This window comes from Pseudomonas sp. P8_241 (assembly GCF_034008315.1).
In the GTDB taxonomy this organism is placed as follows: Bacteria; Pseudomonadota; Gammaproteobacteria; order Pseudomonadales; family Pseudomonadaceae; genus Aquipseudomonas.
Map to the genome: position 1 here is coordinate 5851404 of NZ_CP125377.1, position 17407 is coordinate 5868810.

The 17407-nt window shown below is 59.0% G+C and carries 18 protein-coding genes; 6 read left to right on the top strand and 12 right to left on the bottom strand.

Going from position 1 to position 17407, the window contains the following annotated elements:
- Positions 1-3: 3 nt before the first annotated feature.
- From rsfS to QMK58_RS26285, 3 genes are all read right to left on the bottom strand, one after another.
- A complete protein-coding gene (gene rsfS / locus QMK58_RS26275) occupies positions 4-498 on the bottom strand; it encodes a ribosome silencing factor (protein WP_053162713.1) in 495 nt (164 codons plus the stop codon).
- 72 nt (positions 499-570) lie between these two features.
- Positions 571-1260 carry a nicotinate-nucleotide adenylyltransferase gene (nadD, locus tag QMK58_RS26280; RefSeq protein ID WP_172681860.1) on the bottom strand — a complete coding sequence of 230 codons (690 nt, stop codon included), beginning with the start codon at positions 1258-1260 and terminating at the stop codon, positions 571-573.
- A 1-nt stretch (position 1261) separates the two neighbouring features.
- Entirely contained in the window at positions 1262-2533 is a 1272-nt protein-coding gene (locus tag QMK58_RS26285) for a glutamate-5-semialdehyde dehydrogenase (RefSeq protein WP_053162717.1), read from the bottom strand.
- A gap of 190 nt (positions 2534-2723) precedes the next feature.
- Between QMK58_RS26285 and QMK58_RS26290 the strand changes: the two genes are divergently transcribed.
- A complete protein-coding gene (locus tag QMK58_RS26290) occupies positions 2724-3419 on the top strand; it encodes a DNA-3-methyladenine glycosylase (RefSeq protein WP_053162720.1) in 696 nt (231 codons plus the stop codon).
- Positions 3420-3531: 112 nt separating this feature from the next.
- Positions 3532-4848, top strand: a complete 1317-nt coding sequence (locus QMK58_RS26295) for a bifunctional DedA family/phosphatase PAP2 family protein (RefSeq protein ID WP_053162722.1) — start codon at positions 3532-3534, stop codon at positions 4846-4848.
- Positions 4849-4989: 141 nt separating this feature from the next.
- Here the strand turns inward: QMK58_RS26295 and QMK58_RS26300 are convergent, their stop codons facing one another.
- The 5 genes from QMK58_RS26300 to QMK58_RS26320 all read right to left on the bottom strand — a co-directional run bounded on the left by QMK58_RS26300 (position 4990) and on the right by QMK58_RS26320 (position 7690).
- Positions 4990-5628, bottom strand: a complete 639-nt coding sequence (locus tag QMK58_RS26300) for a hypothetical protein (protein ID WP_320395622.1) — start codon at positions 5626-5628, stop codon at positions 4990-4992.
- Positions 5629-5732: 104 nt separating this feature from the next.
- Entirely contained in the window at positions 5733-5906 is a 174-nt protein-coding gene (locus tag QMK58_RS26305; RefSeq protein WP_172681861.1) for a hypothetical protein, read from the bottom strand.
- 102 nt (positions 5907-6008) lie between these two features.
- A complete protein-coding gene (locus tag QMK58_RS26310) occupies positions 6009-6599 on the bottom strand; it encodes an LON peptidase substrate-binding domain-containing protein (RefSeq protein WP_053162726.1) in 591 nt (196 codons plus the stop codon).
- Between the two features lie 12 nt (positions 6600-6611).
- On the bottom strand, positions 6612-7328 hold the full coding sequence (locus tag QMK58_RS26315) for an LrgB family protein (RefSeq protein WP_053162728.1): 717 nt from the start codon (positions 7326-7328) through the stop codon (positions 6612-6614).
- Positions 7325-7690 (bottom strand): CidA/LrgA family protein, encoded by a 366-nt coding sequence (locus QMK58_RS26320; RefSeq protein ID WP_053162729.1) that lies wholly within the window; start codon positions 7688-7690, stop codon positions 7325-7327. The genes QMK58_RS26315 and QMK58_RS26320 overlap by 4 nt, the downstream gene beginning before the upstream one ends.
- Positions 7691-7886: 196 nt before the next feature.
- Between QMK58_RS26320 and QMK58_RS26325 the strand changes: the two genes are divergently transcribed.
- The 3 genes from QMK58_RS26325 (at position 7887) to QMK58_RS26335 (ending at position 10844) form a co-directional block, all read left to right on the top strand.
- Positions 7887-8342 carry a MaoC family dehydratase gene (locus QMK58_RS26325; protein ID WP_053162731.1) on the top strand — a complete coding sequence of 152 codons (456 nt, stop codon included), beginning with the start codon at positions 7887-7889 and terminating at the stop codon, positions 8340-8342.
- Between the two features lie 114 nt (positions 8343-8456).
- A complete protein-coding gene (locus QMK58_RS26330) occupies positions 8457-10175 on the top strand; it encodes a C13 family peptidase (RefSeq protein WP_053162733.1) in 1719 nt (572 codons plus the stop codon).
- Positions 10176-10202: 27 nt separating this feature from the next.
- Positions 10203-10844: an oxidoreductase gene (locus QMK58_RS26335; protein WP_053162735.1), complete on the top strand. Its 642-nt coding sequence runs from the start codon at positions 10203-10205 to the stop codon at positions 10842-10844.
- A 76-nt stretch (positions 10845-10920) separates the two neighbouring features.
- Here QMK58_RS26335 and QMK58_RS26340 read toward each other — a convergent pair whose 3' ends face one another.
- The 4 genes from QMK58_RS26340 to QMK58_RS26355 form a co-directional block, all read right to left on the bottom strand.
- Positions 10921-11205, bottom strand: a complete 285-nt coding sequence (locus QMK58_RS26340) for a YceK/YidQ family lipoprotein (protein ID WP_053162737.1) — start codon at positions 11203-11205, stop codon at positions 10921-10923.
- The gene (gene ubiX / locus QMK58_RS26345; protein WP_053162741.1) at positions 11198-11830 is read right to left on the bottom strand and encodes a flavin prenyltransferase UbiX; all 633 of its coding nucleotides are present in this window, start codon (positions 11828-11830) and stop codon (positions 11198-11200) included. Before ubiX ends, QMK58_RS26340 begins: the two co-directional genes overlap by 8 nt.
- On the bottom strand, positions 11827-13176 hold the full coding sequence (mpl, locus tag QMK58_RS26350; protein WP_053162743.1) for a UDP-N-acetylmuramate:L-alanyl-gamma-D-glutamyl-meso-diaminopimelate ligase: 1350 nt from the start codon (positions 13174-13176) through the stop codon (positions 11827-11829). Before mpl ends, ubiX begins: the two co-directional genes overlap by 4 nt.
- A 163-nt stretch (positions 13177-13339) precedes the next feature.
- On the bottom strand, positions 13340-15250 hold the full coding sequence (locus tag QMK58_RS26355; RefSeq protein WP_320395623.1) for a sigma-54-dependent Fis family transcriptional regulator: 1911 nt from the start codon (positions 15248-15250) through the stop codon (positions 13340-13342).
- Positions 15251-15638: 388 nt separating this feature from the next.
- On the opposite strand from QMK58_RS26355, the gene QMK58_RS26360 reads away from it, so the two are divergent.
- Entirely contained in the window at positions 15639-17159 is a 1521-nt protein-coding gene (locus QMK58_RS26360) for an aldehyde dehydrogenase family protein (protein ID WP_034148108.1), read from the top strand.
- Positions 17160-17407 lie beyond the last annotated feature (248 nt).

Sequence of the window (17407 nt, forward strand, 5' to 3'; positions counted from 1 at the left end):
TCCTTATTCCTGGTCTTTGTTGAGCTTGGTGAAATGCTCGTGACCAACTTCAGGGCTGTGGTGTTTGCCATCAGCGGCACGGCTCTGCTCGGCGCCTTTCCACAGGCGCTCCAGGTCGTAGAACTGACGGGCGTTGGAGGTCATCATGTGGACGATCACGTCATCCATGTCCAACAGGACCCAGTCGCTGTCGCCCTTGCCTTCTTCGCCCAGCGGCTTGATGCCCAAGGCCTTGACCGCTTCGCGAACCTTGTCCAGCATCGCGCCGATCTGGCGGTTCGAGGTACCGGTGGCGATGATCATGAAGTCGGTGATGCTCTGCTTGTCGCGAACATCGATCACCAGCACGTCCTGGGCCTTGACGTCTTCCAGGGCGGCTACGGCGACCTTGACCAGCTCGTCACCTTTAGGCGGCTCGACGGCGAGAACTTTCTCAGGCAGCGGGGCGCTCTTGAATGTGCCTTTGCGTTTAACTTTGCTTTCGTTGTTGCTCGTCATATAAAACTCGTTTTGCTCGTTTGTTCGGGGCTTCGATACACGTTGTTGCCACGTGCCTTGAAGCACTCCTATTCAGTTCGACGCACGGTAGAGCCCGTGCGCATCGATGTAGGCCAGGACCGCGTCGGGCACCAGGAAACGTACCGACTTACCGCTGGCCAGCAGTTGACGGATCTGGGTGGCGGATACCGCGAGCGGTGTCTGCCAGACGAATGCAATCTGTCCGCTCGGCCCCTTGAGGGCCAGCGGGTCGCTCACCGAGCGCGCTGCCAGCAGGTTGCGCAAGGCATCCGGCGGTTCGCTGTCGGCATCCGGGCGTTGCAACACCAGGATATGGCAATGCTGGAGCAACTCTTCCCAGCGGTGCCAAGTGGGCAGGCCGCAAAATGCGTCCCAGCCCAAAAGCAGAAAAACCTGGTCGGACACAGCCAGTTCGGCGCGCATCAGTTCCAGGGTATCAATGGTGTAGGACGGTTTGTCCCGCTGCAATTCGCGGGCGTCCACCACCAACGGAGCCACACCGGCCACCGCGCACTCGACCATCGCCAGACGGTCTTGTGCCGAAACCTGGGGTGTGTCCCGATGAGGCGGCCTGGCACTGGGTGTCAGACGCAGCTCATCGAGCGCCAGGGTTTCGGCGACTTCCAGCGCACCGCGCAAATGGCCGATGTGCACCGGATCGAAGGTTCCGCCCAGTACGCCAATGCGCCGAGGTGCTGGCTCGCTGGCGGTCAACGGGGCTGACGGGTCGAGATCGCCCAAGTCAGACCGGCTCCTGTCCGCGCAGCTGTCCATCACCGACTACGATGTACTTCTCGCAGGTCAGGCCTTCGAGGCCGACCGGGCCACGGGTGTGCAGCTTATCAGTAGAAATGCCGATCTCGGCACCCAATCCGTATTCAAAGCCGTCGGCGAAGCAGGTCGGCGTGTTGATCATCACCGATGACGAGTCGACTTCAGCCACGAAACGCCGGGTGTCACCCTGGTGTTCGCTGACTATCGAGTCGGTGTGGTGAGAGCCGTAATGGTTGATGTGTTCGATCGCCTGGTCCAGCCCGTCGACCACACGGATCGACAGAATCGCCGCCAGGTACTCGGTGCTCCAGTCGTCTTCGCTGGCCGGTATGGCATCAATGATCGACCGGGTGCGTTCGCAACCGCGCAGCTCGACGCCTTTTTCGCGGAACTGGGCCGCCATCGACGGCAGGAAATTGTTGGCAACGGTTTGATCGACCAGTAACGTTTCCATCGCACCGCAGATGCCATAACGGTAAGTCTTGGCGTTGAACGCGATGCGCTGGGCTTTTGCCAGGTCGGCGTGTTCGCTCACATAAACGTGGCAGATACCGTCCAGATGCTTGATGACCGGCACGCGGGCGTCGCGACTGACACGCTCGATCAGGCCACGACCGCCACGGGGCACGATGACGTCGACGTATTCAGGCATGGTGATCAGTGCGCCGACGGCAGCACGGTCCGTGGTTTCGACCACTTGCACCACTGCAGCCGGAAGATTGGCCTCGGCCAGACCACGCTGAATGCAGGCAGCGATGGCACGATTGGAGTGAATCGCCTCGGAACCGCCGCGCAGGATGGTCGCGTTACCGGACTTCAGGCACAGGCTGGCGGCATCGATGGTCACGTTCGGCCGGGATTCGTAGATGATCCCGATCACTCCCAGCGGTACGCGCATTTTGCCGACCTGAATGCCGGACGGACGGTAGCTCATATCTCGGATCGCACCGACCGGGTCCGGCAATGCCGCGACCTGACGCAAGCCGATAATCATGCCGTCGATGCGCGCAGGGGTCAGCGCCAGGCGCTCCAGCAAAGCCGGCTCCAGACCATTGACGCGGCCGGCTGCCAGGTCTTGCTCATTGGCAGCGGTCAGCTCGGCGCGTGCAGCGTCCAACGCGTTGGCGGCAGCCTGCAAGGCGCGGTTTTTCTGCGCGGTGCTGGCACGGCCGATCACGCGGGAGGCTTCGCGGGCAGCGCGACCCAAGCGGGTCATGTAGTCAAGAACGGACTCAGTCATGGTCTGGGCGAGGTCTTTGCTAAGGTCGTGGTAAAGAGTAAAGCGGCAGATTATAGCTGTCGCGCCTTCCGACTAACAGCGGTGACGGGCGGATGGTCGAAATCGAGGGTGATTTGTCCACGTTCAGCCGGAATTAAGCTGCAAATTGTTATCATCACGACTCATTCAACCCTGACAAACGCCGAATATCATGTCCAACCTGACCATTCGAGCACCCACCACTGGCCAGCCCACGGGTCTTCCAGACGTATTTTTCGACCGCGACGCGCAGACTCTGGCCCGGGACCTACTGGGAAAAGTCATCCGCCACCGAGTCGGCGACCTGTGGCTCAGCGCTCGAATCATCGAGACCGAAGCCTATTACTGTGTCGAAAAAGGCAGCCACGCGTCCCTCGGCTACACAGAAAAGCGTAAGGCTTTGTTTCTGGAAGGCGGCCACATCTATATGTATTACGCCCGGGGTGGCGACTCATTGAACTTCAGCGCCCAAGGACCGGGCAATGCGGTTTTGATCAAATCCGCCTATCCGTGGATAGATGAGTTGAGCGGACCGGCCAGCCTGGCGCAGATGCTGTTGAACAATCCCGACGCCCAAGGCCACCCTCGCCCGTCACAAAAGCTCTGCGCAGGCCAAACCTTGCTGTGCAAGTCTCTGGGCTTGAAGGTGCGGATGTGGGACGCCAAGCGTTTTGACCATGAGGTGCTACTGGTCGAAGACGTCGGTCCTGTGCCGGCACAAATCATCCAGACGACACGCCTGGGTATCCCCCATGGGCGCGATGAACACCTGATGTACCGTTTCGTCGATGCGGCCTATGCGCCGTACTGCACGCGCAACCCGCTGCGGCGGGGGCAAGTCGAAGGGCGCGATTACATCCTGCTGTAAACAAATTCCTGTAGGCGCTGCCGCAGGCTGCGATCTTGTGATTTTTGAAAGGCAAAAGATCGCAGCCTGCGGCAGCTCCTACGGAGCAACCAATGAAAATGGAGTTGGACTTATGGGCCCATGGCTCGACAGCGTGACCGGATGGCTGGCGGTCAACCCGCAATGGCTGGCCGCGGCGGTATTCATCGTGGCTTTTGTCGAGTGCCTGGCGATTGCCGGGCTGATCGTCCCAGGCACCGTGCTGCTGTTCGCCGTGGCGGTATTGGCCGGCAGTGGCGCGCTGACGCTGAGCGAGACGCTCTTGCTGGGCTTCGTCGCCGGGGTGCTGGGCGATGTCGTTTCGTATTTCCTGGGCCGTCACTTCCACCAGAACATCCGGCGCCTGCCGGGCTTGCGCCATCATCCGGAATGGATTGCCGGGGCCGAGTCTTATTTTCAGCGCTACGGTATTGCCAGCCTGCTGGTCGGACGCTTTATCGGCCCCCTGCGTCCGATGCTGCCGATGGTGGCCGGGATGTGCGACATGCCGTTCCCGCGCTTCTTCGCCGTCAGTCTGTTGGCCGGTGCGGGCTGGTCGGTGGCTTACCTGATGCCTGGCTGGGCAACCGGAGCGGCAATACGCTTGCCGTTGCCGGAAGGCTTCTGGCTCCAGGCCGGAATTGTTGCCGGCAGTATTGCGGTGATGATTGGCTTAAGCGCGACCAGCAGCCTGCGCCGGCATCGCCGCGCGACGCTGTTCATTGCCGGGATGAGCCTGCTGATTCTGGCGGGACTGTTTATCGGTTACTCGCACCTGTCTGCACTCGATCAAGGCGTGATGACGCTGGTGCAGGAACATCGAAAACCGATGCTGGATGAAGTGGCAGTGGTGTTCACCCTGATCGGGGAATTCCGCAACATGTTGCTGCTCAGTGCGCTGCTGACCGGTTTGTTGCTACTGATGCGGCAATGGCGACACGCTATTTTCGTCGGCGGCACACTACTCTTCACGGCACTGGCCAATACCGCGACCAAATACTTTTTCGCCCGTCTGCGCCCGGAAGTGTTGAGCGATCCGCTCACCAGCTACAGCATGCCCAGCGGCCACGCTTCAGGGTCTTTCGCGCTGTTCCTCACCCTCGCCGTACTGGCCGGCCGCGGACAACCCCCGCGGATGCGCCTGACCTGGTTGCTGGTGGGTTGCCTTCCGGCGCTGGCGATTGCTTTGTCACGCGTCTATCTGGGCGCGCACTGGCCAACGGATGTGCTGGCCGGCGCCATGCTGGCGGCATGTGTCTGTGCGGCGAGCCTGGGGTTGAGTCAGCGCCAGACGCCACTCAACGCCATGCCACCCAAGGTCTGGTGGCTGATATTGCCGGCAATGGTGGCGCTGTTCGGGTTCTTTGCGTTGCGGCACCTGCCCCATGCCATGATGAAATATGCCTATTGACGCGCAATCCCTTGAAGCAACTGCTGCAGGTCGCATTTATTAGTGTTCGCCAGGCGAACCACCTCACACTGAAAATCACACAGCAACGTCTGAATCATATTCAGCCGTTGCTGCAGACCTATAAGTCACAACAAGGCAATATTATCCAGCCAGAAACCAGTCATCACCATCGTCCCACTCAGGCTGCTTAACCACCTTAAGAACAAATTTCGCGACCTCTCCGTTAAAAGCGTCATGCCCGGTAAAGTTAGGATTTACATCAACAATAATTTTCTTGACGGCCGGCCTTTTAATATCCGGTCGCTTATCTCGATAATTTGTAGTGGTCAGATAAATCCCTGATTTTCGCTCTTCACTCACCAACACCACCGACAAAGAGCCAACACTCAAATCGTCTAAACCCAGCCTCACCCCTTCCTTTCCTATGAGCGAGAAAAGCGCATCCGTGGAGCTATCCACCACACTCATATGCCGTTTTACCGGATCCATATGCAAACGCCACCCCTGGTACTTGCCAGGCGAATCCGCATACATTTCATAGACGTTATCGCCAGCCACTACAAAACGAAACAATAGCGGATCGTCATCGTCATGAGCGGCAACTGTCACAAACCGTGGCAGATCCTTATCCGCCAGATCAGACTCGACCTGCAGACGCTCATTCGTCGTTATACGCTTATCAAGTAGTCGCTGCTCCATATGGTGTAGATTCAGCACCAGCGGAAGTCCATTTACAAAAAGATGAGCAGAAAAATCTAACCGGGGCCATTCCGTTATCATAAAACACCTGAATATCCATATCAAACCAGCCATTCTTCACAAAGTGCAGCCGAATGTTTTGGCAACCCAATCAACTGGGAATTATCAACGTATAAAAACCCGACTCATTCTGGATTTTTCTTACGCTTGCGCTTGCGTCGCTCAATTACCATTTGGTCTGCATAGAAACCAGCCGCCTCGATAATATCCTTGGCACTCGTATCATTTGAAGCGTGCTTTAAAATGAACCTGCCTGCAATATCATCCCAAAAAGCATACTCATCTTCATAAATAGTCATAAGATCATCCATTAATTATCAAACAGCTCAGCGCATCCGAGCCATTGGAAAAATAATTGACGAGCAGAGAAAAAACAACAGCCCACATAATTCAAAGTACAACTATGCAAACAACTCACCCTGCAACTCGTCCAACAACGCCTGAATTGCATCCAGTCGTTGTTGCGGATCATCAAGTTGCAGCAAGTCGATCTTGTCGACTTCGGCAAACGGCAGCAGGTACGCCAATTGATTGGCCAGTGATTGTTGCCCGGTCGCCTCAGTGCCCATGTTCAACGCTTCGACCATCGGGTGTTCCGCCAGGGCCTTGAGCAATGCCACCAGGTCGGCGTCCTCATCCTGCAGTGGCTGCTCGGGCTCGTCTTCCAGCCACTCGACCTCGGCGACGGTCAACTGATCGCGCTGGACTTCCGTTCGCAATACATGGAAACGCCGTCCGCCCTGAACCCGAATCCCCAGCAGGCCGTTGTCCTGCTGTTTGAAATCGGTGATCAGCGCCTCACACCCGACCAGGGCGTAACCCGCCGGGGCGATACCGACTTCTTCACCTTCGAGGATGCACACCACGCCGAAGCCGCCGCCCTGCTTCATGCAGCGACCGATCATGTCCAGATAGCGCGCTTCGAATATCTGCAAATCGAGGATGCAGCCAGGAAACAGCACTGTGTTCAGCGGGAAAAGCGGCAGACTCATAGACATTTTTCCTTACACCACCATCGACACCACCAACGGCAGGAACACCGCCGTGGCCACGCCCATCAGACTCATCGCCAGCGCCGCGAAGGCGCCGCACTCTTCACTTTCCTGCATCGCCACCGCTGTGCCGACCGCATGGGCGGTCATGCCCAACGCCATGCCCCGGGCTTCGGCGCTGTGCACACCGAGCCAAGTCAACAGACCTGGACCGAAGATGGCTCCGATCACCCCGGTGATCAATACAAACACCGCTGCCAGCGCGGCGACCCCACCGATCTGCTCGGCCACCAGTATGGCGATTGGCGAGGTCACCGACTTCGGCGCCATGGTCATCAGGATCATGTGTTCGGCGCCGAACCACCAGCCGAGCAACACGCCCATCCCCGTGGCCACCACGCCGCCTATCACCAGCGTAGTAAATATCGGCCAGAACAACTGTCGAATCCGCCGCAGGTTCAGATAAAGCGGAACAGCCAGCGCCACTGTCGCCGGGCCGAGCAGGATGCTGAGAATTTCGGTGCTCTTGCGGTACTCGGCGTAGGTCAGGCCGCAGCCCACCAGCACACCGATCACCAACAGCATGGAGACCAGCACCGGCTGCAAAAAGATCCAGCGGGTTTTCTCGAACGCTGCCAGCACCAACTGATAAGCACCGAGGGTGATACCGATCCCGAACAGGGGATGATGAATTACCGACGCCCAGGCGCCGTGCCAATCGAAGATCATTGCCCGTCCTCGGGGTGATGAGCGTGACGCTTGACCAGGCGCTGCATCAGCACGCCGGCAAAGGCCATCGACAACAGCAGCGACAGTACCAGTGCACCGACGATGGCCCAGAAGTCCGCCGCAATGTCGGCGGCATACACCATCACACCCACGGCCGGCGGCACCAGCAACAATGGCAAGTATCGCAACAGGCTGCCGGCCGCCAGGTTCAGTGGCTCACCGACCTGACCACGACAAATGAGATACACCAGCAACAGCAGCAACCCGACAATCGGCCCCGGCAACACGGGTAAAAACAAATGATTGATCGCGGTGCCCAGCAATTGGAACAGCACCAGCCACGTCAGGCCCCGTAACAACATTTTCGATCTCCTGAAAAACCCGTCACCCGCATTGGACCGGGCATTATAAGCACGCCTGCGCTATGAACCGGCATTCGCCAAAAGCATGGTGAGTTGACCGGAGCGTTTTGCCATGATGATCTAAAGTGGTAATCCGGGAGGTCAAATCCCCCCCCACCTCAAAACTATAAAAGCGATACACCCAAGGAGAGTCTCAATGCCCTATGTTCCCGTTGCAGAGCTCAAAGATTATATCGGCAAGGAACTTGGACGTTCCGAATGGCTCACCATCGATCAGGACCGCATCAACCTGTTCGCCGAAGCCACAGGGGATTTTCAGTTCATCCACGTCGATCCCGTCAAGGCCGCGCAAACGCCTTTCGGCAGCACCATCGCCCACGGTTTCCTGTCGCTGTCACTGATCCCGAAACTGATGGAAGACATCCTCGTCATGCCCGAAGGCTTGAAGATGGTCGTCAACTACGGTCTTGATAGCGTGCGTTTCATTCAGCCGGTCAAAGTCGATTCGAAAGTGCGCTTGAAGGTCGAACTCACTGAAGTCAACGAGAAGAAACCTGGCCAATGGCTGCTCAAGGCCACCGCCACCCTGGAAATCGAAGGTTCGGACAAACCGGCCTACGTCGCCGAGCCCTTGTCGCTCTGCTTCGTGTAAACCTTCGCTGATGCGAAGCAGCTCACGCTGTTTCGCACTGTCTCGCTCTGCCCCACTCTATATAAGGACACATGGCTGCGGCATACTCGGTCGCCTAATTGCCCGGAACCCGCTATGCGCCCACTTGCACTGCTTGCCTTGACCCTGCTGCTCACCGCTTGCGGAGACGGCGAATCGCCATTACCCCCCGATGCTCGCCTGCCGGACGGCGGACGTTATCGCGGCGATCTGGTCGACGGCATGCTGCAAGGCCAAGGTCGCATCGACTACCCGAATGGTAGCTGGTACGCCGGCGAATTCGACAAGGGCCAGTGGCATGGCCAGGGCGAATGGCACGGCAGTAACGGCGAGGTCTATCGCGGTCAGTTCAATCAGGGACTGTTCGACGGCCAGGGCACTTTGACCACCAGCGCCAGCAGTTACAGTGGCGGTTTCAAAGCCGGCCGACGCTCGGGCGAAGGGACCCTCAAAGAAAACGGCATGAGTTATCGCGGCGAATTCAAAGCCGATCAGTATTCAGGCCTGGGTCGCCTCGAACTCGATGACGGCAGTTCCTACCAGGGCCAATTCGCCCACGGCAAACCCAACGGCGAAGGCCAGCGCGGCGACGCCAGCGGCAACCAGTTCACCGGTCACTTCGTCGACGGCCAACTGGAAGGCAACGGGACTTTCAACAGTGCCGACGGCGACATCTACATCGGCGCCTTCAAGAACAACCAATTGCACGGCAAAGGTCGTTACGAAAACGCGGACGGCGATGTCTGGCTGGGCCAGTTCAAGGAAGGCTCGCTCAATGGCAAGGGCGAATTGATTGGCGCGGACGGCAGTCACTACATCGGTCAGTTCAACGACTGGCGTTTCAGCGGCCAAGGCCGATTGAACCTGGCGGACGGTAGCTTCTACACCGGACAATTCGACAACGACAGCTATCAGGGCCACGGCACGTTGGTGCTGACGGACGGGACTGTACTGAGTGGAACGTGGGTCAACGGCCAGCGCGTACGGGACTCTGCGGGCAAATTGTTGCCCGATACGCTGGAGCTTGGCCTGCTGGCCCAGGGGCGCTTGCTCGAAGAAGCGCTGGCCAACGTTCCAGCCTCGACCCCCGCCGTTGAACTCTACTCATTGACCCTTGCCGGTGACGGCAAGCAAAGCGTGTTCCTGCGCGAGTCGGATTATGTCGCCAACATGCTCGCCAGCCGCTTTGGCGCCTACGGCCAGATCCGTCTGGTCAACCACCGCGACCACCTTGGCGACCGCCCGATGGCCACTCGGGAAAACCTGCGCCGCGCCGCCTTGACCCTGGCTGAACGCAGTGGCCCGGAAGACCTGATCTTCCTTTACCTGACCAGCCACGGCACCAGCGAACACGAACTGGTGCTCGATCAACCGCGTATGGAACTGGCCGATCTGCCGGCCGACGAAATGGCCGCGGTCCTCGCCCCGCTGAAAAATCGGGACAAGGTGATCGTAATCTCGTCCTGCTATTCCGGCGGTTTCATCCCGGCCCTCAAGGATGAACGGACCTTGATCATGACGGCCTCGCGGGCCGACCGGGTTTCCTTCGGCTGCTCGGAGGAAGCCAATTTCACTTACTTCGGCGATGCCCTGTTCTCCCAGGCATTGAACCAGACCGATGACCTGGAACAGGCCTTCAAACTCGCCAAGGCCACCGTTGCCGAACGCGAACTGGCGGACGGTTTCGAAGCATCGGAACCACAGATCTGGGCACCGAAAACCGTCCTCTCGCACTGGCAGCTGTTACGTAAGCAGCAGGCACGAAAAGCCTTACAAAGTGCCTTGATCAACGGCAAGCCTGCAAACAACAACTAAGCTGAACAGTATCAAGGGAGAAACACTATGTACTTGACGCCTCAGCACGTATTGCTTGCCGGAGCTACCGGTTTGACCGGTGAGCACCTGCTTGATCGCCTGCTTAACGAGCCCACGATCAGCCGGGTATTGGCGCCTTCGCGCCGGCCACTGGCCAAGCATCCGCATCTGGAAAACCCGGTAGGGGACCCAACGGTTTTTCTGCCGCAACTGAACGGCCGCGTCGACATTGCCTATTGCTGCCTGGGCACCACTATCAAGCAAGCCGGCTCGGAAGAAGCGTTCCGCGCGGTGGATCTGGACATGGTGGTGGCCTTTGCCAAACGCGCACGGGAGATGGGCGCACGGCATCTGATTGTGATCAGTGCGCTGGGAGCCGATCGCAGATCTTCGATTTTCTACAACCGGGTCAAAGGCGAGATGGAGCACGCATTACGCGCGCAGGACTGGCCACAACTGACCATCTGCCGCCCCTCGCTGCTGCTGGGCGAGCGCACTCAACCACGCTTGGGCGAGAAAGTTGCCGGCCCCTTGTCGCGGCTGATCCCCGGTAAATACCACGGCATCGAAGCCTGCCAACTGGCCCGCGCGATGTGGCGTCTGGCGCTGGAAGAACAGGACGGCGTGCGGGTTGTCGAGTCGGATGAGTTGCGCAAATTAGGCAAGTAGGTTCAAAAGATCGCAGCCGTCGGCAGCTCCTGCTCAATCATCTGTAGGAGCTGCCGAAGGCTGCGATCTTTTGTTTTTACAACCCGCCCGTGGCCTGAAAGCTGACACCCAAGACCGTCAACAACGACAGCGGCAACAGTAGCGTGTCGAGCAAAGCGCTGGCCGGCAGGTCGACTCCGGGATAACTCGGCGCCTCGGCACCGAAACGGTCCATGGCGCAGCAACCCCCCTTCAACGCATACAAATCCAGACGCGTTCCCGAGTACACCACCGGCGCCCCCGGCTTGGCCGCATCCAGCGTTCGCACCGTGGCGCAACCGGTCAGTTGCAACACCAGCACCATCACCAACAGCTTATTCATCGCTGGTCAGATGATGCTCGCCCCAGCGCGGCAGCATGTCCTGGGGAATATTCAGCAGATTGAGAATCCGTGCGACGACGAAGTCGATCAAATCGTCGATGGTTTGCGGCTGATGATAGAAGCCCGGTGACGCCGGCAAAATCGTCACGCCCATGTTCGACAACTTGAGCATGTTCTCAAGGTGAATGCTCGAATACGGCGCTTCACGAGGGACCAGGATCAACGGGCGACGCTCCTTGAGCGTCACGTCAGCGGCCCGTTCGATCAGGTTGTTGCAAGCGCCGGTAGCGATGGCCGACAAGGTGCCCGTGGAACACGGCACCACTACCATCGCCGCTGGAGAGCCGGAACCCGAAGCCACCGGCGACATCCAGTCTTCCTTGCCATACACGCGTATCTGCCCGGCGGCGGCGCCGGTGTATTCGGTCAGGAATGCCTGCATCATCTGCGGTTTGGCCGGCAGCGTGACGTCGGTTTCGGTGGCCATCACCAATTGCGCAGCCTTGGAGATCAGGAAGTGCACTTCCCGATCCTCTCGCACCAGACAGTCGAGCAGGCGCAAACCGTATTGAGCGCCCGAAGCGCCGGTCATCGCCAGCGTAATGCGGTCCGGGCCGTTGTTCATTTCAGCGCCTCGGCGAGTTTGCCGTGCAGGCCGCCGAAGCCGCCATTGCTCATGATCACCACGTGGGTGCCCGGCTGCGCCTGACTCTTCACACGCTCGATGATGCCTTCCAGCGAATCGCTGACAATCGACGGCACGGTGCACAGGGCCGCAGTGCCCGCCAGGTCCCAGCCGAGATTGGCCGGTGCGTACCAGATCACCTGATCGGCATCGACCACGCTTTCCGGCAATCCGTCACGGTGTGCGCCAAGCTTCATGGAGTTGGAGCGCGGCTCGATGATTGCGATCAACGGTGCATCACCAATGCGTTTACGCAGGCCATCCAGCGTGGTGGCAATGGCCGTCGGGTGGTGAGCGAAGTCGTCATAAATGGTGATACCACGGACTTCCGCGACTTTCTCCATCCGGCGTTTCACGCTTTTGAAGGCGCTCAAGGCGGCGATGCCCATGGACGGAACCACACCAACGTGGCGTGCGGCAGCCAGGGTCGCCAAGGCGTTGGCAACGTTGTGCTGGCCAGTCATGTCCCACTCGACCACGCCTTGGGCGACGCCTTCGAACATCACTTCGAACTTCGAGCCATCTTCGCTGAGCAACTTGACCTGCCACTGACCGCCGGCACCCGTGGTTTGCACCGGAGTCCAGCAACCCATCTCAATGACCCGCTGCAACGCGGGTTCGGTGGTCGGGTGAATCACCAGGCCTTCGCTCGGGATGGTCCGCACCAGGTGATGGAACTGCCGTTCGATGGCCGGCAGGTCCGGGAAAATGTCAGCGTGGTCGAATTCAAGGTTGTTCAGGATTGCCGTGCGTGGACGGTAGTGAACGAATTTGGAACGCTTGTCGAAGAACGCGCTGTCGTATTCATCGGCCTCGATAACGAAAAACGGCGTATCACCAAGACGCGCCGACACCGAGAAATTCTGCGGCACGCCGCCGATCAGGAAGCCGGGGCTCATACCTGCGTGTTCCAGCACCCAGGCGAGCATGCTGCTGGTGGTGGTTTTGCCATGCGTACCGGCAACCGCCAGCACCCAACGACCTTGCAGCACGTGATCGGCCAGCCATTGCGGACCTGAAACATAAGGCAGGCCTTTGTTCAGAACATACTCAACGGCCGGATTACCCCGGGACATGGCGTTACCGATCACCACCAGATCAGGGGCCGGATCCAGTTGCGCCGGGTCGTAGCCTTGGGTCAGTTCAATCCCCTGAGCCTCCAGCTGAGTGCTCATCGGCGGATAGACGTTGGCATCGGAGCCCGTCACGTGATGACCCAGCTCTTTGGCCAGAACCGCCATCGAGCCCATGAAAGTCCCGCAGATACCCAGAATATGAATGTGCATAGTCGACCTCGTAAAACATGGCCGCAGGTTAGCGTAGGGAGGGGAAAATCGCACCTTTGTTTCGATTGTGCTCAGTGCAAAACCTGTAGGAGCCGGCTTGCTGGCGAAGCAATCTCAAGATCGCCTTCGCCAGCAAGCCGGCTCCTACAGGTCGTCGTGGCAATTAGCGGGCAATACCATGTTTGCGCAGCTTGCGATAAAGGGTATTTCGGCTAACCCCCAATTGCTCAGCCGTATGCGTCATGTGCCACCGCGTATGCTCCAGCGCATTCAACAGCGCCAGCCTCTCGGCATCTTCCAGCGGATATTCGCAAGGTTCATCAACCGCGTGTTCAGCCGGTCGCGCCTGACGAATCATTACCGGTAAATCTTCCAGTCCGATCCGCCCGTTCTCACAAAGCGCGGTCAACGTACGCAGTACATTTCGCATCTGCCGCACGTTGCCCGGCCAGGCAAACCCAAGCAACGCCTCACGAGCGGCTGTGTCGATCAATACGGTTTCCCCGCCCGCCTCCTGAGCTAGCAAAAAATCGAGCAGTCGGGATTTGTCACTGCGTTCACGCAGCGCGGGCAACGCAATCTCCAAACCATTGAGGCGGTAATACAAGTCCTCGCGGAAACCACCGTCCTGCACCCGCGCCAGCAAATCTCTGTGCGTTGCGCTGATGATCCGTACGTCCACCGATTCCGGCTCCCCACCAATCGGCACCACCTGACGATCCTCCAGCACCCGCAACAGCCGCGTTTGCATGGCCAGCGGCATATCGCCGATTTCGTCGAGGAACAACGTCCCGCCATCGGCCTGCTGCAACTTGCCGCGCATGCCTTCCTTGCGTGCACCGGTAAAGCTGCCACCGCGATAACCGAATAGTTCACTCTCGATCAGACTTTCAGGGATGGCTGCACAGTTGAGGGCGACAAAGGCTTTTTGCGCCCGCTGGCTGGCCTGATGCACGGCTTTGGCGAACGCTTCCTTGCCCGACCCGGTTTCACCATTGACCAGCAGCGGCACATCCCGCTCGTAAACCCGCAAGGCCTTGCGAAAGCTTTCTTGTAGCGACGAATCCCCAAGACAAATACCGGACGTACCTGCCTGCGCCTCAACCAGCGGCCGCTGCACCAACGGAGCCTGAATGCGACGGGGTTGCCCACGCAAGACGGCAAACAAACTGCGCCCGTCACGGGTGCGCAGTGGCCAGCTGGCGTTGGCATCGATGCTGGCGCGACCGAGCAATTCATCCAGCGAGCAATCGAAAAACGCCTCCACCGGATGACCCAGCAAGCCGCTGCGAATATGCCCCAGCAGGTTCAGCGCGCTCTGATTGACCGCGCTGATGCGTCCTTCCCCGTCAAACGCCAGCAACCCTTCACTGAACAAACCGACAGATTCGGCCTGCAAGTGAAAACGCAATAACCAGTGATTGTCGAAGCTGCGCAGAAAGTAGCAACTCTCGATCATCTTCGCCGACAGATTGACCAGCGCCATGGTGTGGAACTGGCTTTGCCGCGAGACATCCCGGCGGGCCGAGGAAACGTCCAGAACAGCGAGCAATTCGCCATGGGGATCGAAAACAGGACTCGCCGAACAGGTCAAGCCAGTGTGGCGACCGCGAAAATGCTCATCTTGATGGATAGTCAGCGACTGGCGCTCCACCAGGCAGGTGCCGATACCGTTGGTACCTTCGCAGGACTCACTCCAGTCAGCGCCCAGCCAGAGACCGGCGCGCTCGAAGATCTGGCGTTCGGCCGGGGCCGTCACACAGTTGAGAATCACGCCCCGGGCATCGGTCAACAGCACCGCATGTCCGGCACCTGAGAGCTGTTGATGCAGGCTGGTCATTTCATTGCCGGCGATGTGCAGCACTTGCTGCAACCGTTCGCGACTTTCGAGGACGCGGCCATGTTCCAGCACCGTAGGCGCCATGGTCAGGGCCGGGTCGAGGCGATAATCCTCAAGGCAGCGCAGCCAGGAACGGGCGATTGACGGATCGCTGCCAGGCCCCTGCGAATGGGCTTTACCCTGGGTCACGGTCAACACCTGGCGAGCATGTCGACTCAAATGGTTGTCGTGCATTTTCTTATTATTCTCCCCGAAAAGTCCTACTCAGCGTAGGAGCTGCCGAAGGCTGCGATCTTTTTGATGTTGATTTTTCAATCCATAAAATCGCAGCCTTCGGCAGCTCCTACAGCTTGTCTCTGCAGCGATGGCCCGAGCATCCTCCAGCCTGACCTGCATTGCAATGCTGGTAAGACCGATCAGTCACGAGCTGTGCCATTAGCGGTACAAAGTGTCACATCACCTGTACCAAAAGCGTCACAAGCGTACTCCATCCGTCCGACAAAAACGTTGCAAGGCCTTGATCTTCCTGACCTGCACGGCACTGGCCCGCCCCTTGCTCTACGCTTATACCAAGCGCACATGCGCGCCTCCCTAATAAGCACAAAAGCCAGGAGAAACCACCATGCGTTACGCTCACCCCGGTACTGAAGGCGCTATCGTTTCGTTCAAAGCCAAATACGGTAACTACATCGGCGGCGAGTTCGTCGCGCCTGTCAAAGGTCAGTACTTCACCAATACCTCGCCAGTGAATGGCCAACCGATTGCCGAATTCCCGCGCTCCACGGCCGAAGACATCGACAAGGCCCTGGACGCCGCCCACGCCGCTGCAGATGCCTGGGGCGCCACGTCCGCTCAGGCGCGTTCACTGGTGCTGCTGAAAATCGCCGACCGCATCGAGCAAAATCTCGAACTGCTGGCCATCACCGAATCCTGGGACAACGGCAAAGCCGTTCGCGAAACCCTGAACGCCGACATCCCGCTGGCTGCCGACCACTTCCGCTACTTCGCCGGTTGCATCCGCGCCCAGGAAGGCAGCGCTGCCGAGATCGACGGCAACACCGTGGCTTATCACATCCATGAACCACTGGGCGTGGTCGGGCAGATCATCCCGTGGAACTTCCCGATCCTGATGGCCGCCTGGAAACTTGCCCCGGCCCTGGCTGCCGGTAACTGCGTAGTGCTCAAGCCTGCCGAACAAACCCCGCTGGGCATCACCGTACTGGTTGAACTGATCGGCGACCTGCTGCCACCCGGCGTACTGAACATCGTACAAGGCTTCGGCAAAGAAGCCGGCGAGGCCCTGGCAACCAGCAAACGCATCGCCAAGATTGCCTTTACTGGTTCGACCCCGGTCGGCTCGCACATCATGAAATGCGCAGCGGAAAACATCATTCCGTCCACCGTGGAGCTGGGTGGAAAATCGCCGAACATCTTCTTCGAAGACATCATGAAGGCCGAACCGTCTTTCATCGAAAAAGCCGCCGAAGGCCTGGTACTGGCGTTCTTCAACCAGGGTGAAGTCTGCACCTGCCCTTCCCGGGCGCTGGTGCAAGAGTCGATCTACGACGAATTCATGGCCGTCGTAATGAAGAAAGTCCTGCAAATCAAACGTGGCGACCCGTTGGACACCGACACCATGGTCGGCGCCCAGGCGTCCGAACAGCAATTCGACAAAATCCTTTCATACCTGGAAATCGCCAAGGGTGAAGGGGCCGAGCTGCTGACCGGTGGCAAGGTGGAAAAACTCGAGGGCAACCTGGCGAGCGGCTATTACATCCAGCCAACCCTGCTCAAGGGCACCAACAAAATGCGTGTATTCCAGGAAGAAATCTTCGGCCCGGTGGTGAGTATCACCACCTTCAAGGACGAAGCCGAAGCCCTGGCCATCGCCAACGACACCGAGTTCGGCCTCGGCGCCGGCCTCTGGACCCGCGACATCAACCGCGCCTACCGCATGGGCCGCGCCATCAAGGCCGGTCGTGTGTGGACCAACTGCTACCACCTGTACCCGGCGCATGCCGCGTTCGGTGGCTACAAAAAGTCCGGCGTCGGCCGAGAAACCCACAAGATGATGCTCGACCACTATCAGCAAACCAAAAACCTGCTGGTGAGCTACGACATCAATCCGCTGGGCTTCTTCTGACCGAATAGCAGCCATTCGCCAGCAAGCCGACTCCTGCAAGATCGCGCAAAACCTGTAGGAGCTGGCTTGCCAGCGAAGCCCGCCACTAACACACAAGGCCAGACCGCTCCGGCGCGGTCTTTGCTTGCCCATCATTCAGTAATGCTCTTGACCGTCGGCCAGGCAGCGCTCCAGGGGCCCGCCGACGCTATGCACAGTCGAGATCACCGGCACCTGGAGAGTTGGCCGGTGTCTGCCTTGTTGAGGTG

Bases quoted from the DNA above. Each gene is read 5' to 3' on its own strand.
- rsfS (WP_053162713.1), bottom strand. From the start codon at position 498: ATGACGAGCAACAACGAAAGCAAAGTTAAACGCAAAGGCACATTCAAG.
- QMK58_RS26285 (WP_053162717.1), bottom strand. From the start codon at position 2,533: ATGACTGAGTCCGTTCTTGACTACATGACCCGCTTGGGTCGCGCTGCC.
- QMK58_RS26290 (WP_053162720.1), top strand. From the start codon at position 2,724: ATGTCCAACCTGACCATTCGAGCACCCACCACTGGCCAGCCCACGGGT.
- QMK58_RS26295 (WP_053162722.1), top strand. From the start codon at position 3,532: ATGGGCCCATGGCTCGACAGCGTGACCGGATGGCTGGCGGTCAACCCG.
- QMK58_RS26300 (WP_320395622.1), bottom strand. From the start codon at position 5,628: ATGATAACGGAATGGCCCCGGTTAGATTTTTCTGCTCATCTTTTTGTA.
- QMK58_RS26305 (WP_172681861.1), bottom strand. From the start codon at position 5,906: ATGACTATTTATGAAGATGAGTATGCTTTTTGGGATGATATTGCAGGC.
- QMK58_RS26310 (WP_053162726.1), bottom strand. From the start codon at position 6,599: ATGAGTCTGCCGCTTTTCCCGCTGAACACAGTGCTGTTTCCTGGCTGC.
- QMK58_RS26315 (WP_053162728.1), bottom strand. From the start codon at position 7,328: ATGATCTTCGATTGGCACGGCGCCTGGGCGTCGGTAATTCATCATCCC.
- QMK58_RS26320 (WP_053162729.1), bottom strand. From the start codon at position 7,690: ATGTTGTTACGGGGCCTGACGTGGCTGGTGCTGTTCCAATTGCTGGGC.
- QMK58_RS26325 (WP_053162731.1), top strand. From the start codon at position 7,887: ATGCCCTATGTTCCCGTTGCAGAGCTCAAAGATTATATCGGCAAGGAA.
- QMK58_RS26330 (WP_053162733.1), top strand. From the start codon at position 8,457: ATGCGCCCACTTGCACTGCTTGCCTTGACCCTGCTGCTCACCGCTTGC.
- QMK58_RS26335 (WP_053162735.1), top strand. From the start codon at position 10,203: ATGTACTTGACGCCTCAGCACGTATTGCTTGCCGGAGCTACCGGTTTG.
- QMK58_RS26340 (WP_053162737.1), bottom strand. From the start codon at position 11,205: ATGAATAAGCTGTTGGTGATGGTGCTGGTGTTGCAACTGACCGGTTGC.
- ubiX (WP_053162741.1), bottom strand. From the start codon at position 11,830: ATGAACAACGGCCCGGACCGCATTACGCTGGCGATGACCGGCGCTTCG.
- mpl (WP_053162743.1), bottom strand. From the start codon at position 13,176: ATGCACATTCATATTCTGGGTATCTGCGGGACTTTCATGGGCTCGATG.
- QMK58_RS26355 (WP_320395623.1), bottom strand. From the start codon at position 15,250: ATGCACGACAACCATTTGAGTCGACATGCTCGCCAGGTGTTGACCGTG.
- QMK58_RS26360 (WP_034148108.1), top strand. From the start codon at position 15,639: ATGCGTTACGCTCACCCCGGTACTGAAGGCGCTATCGTTTCGTTCAAA.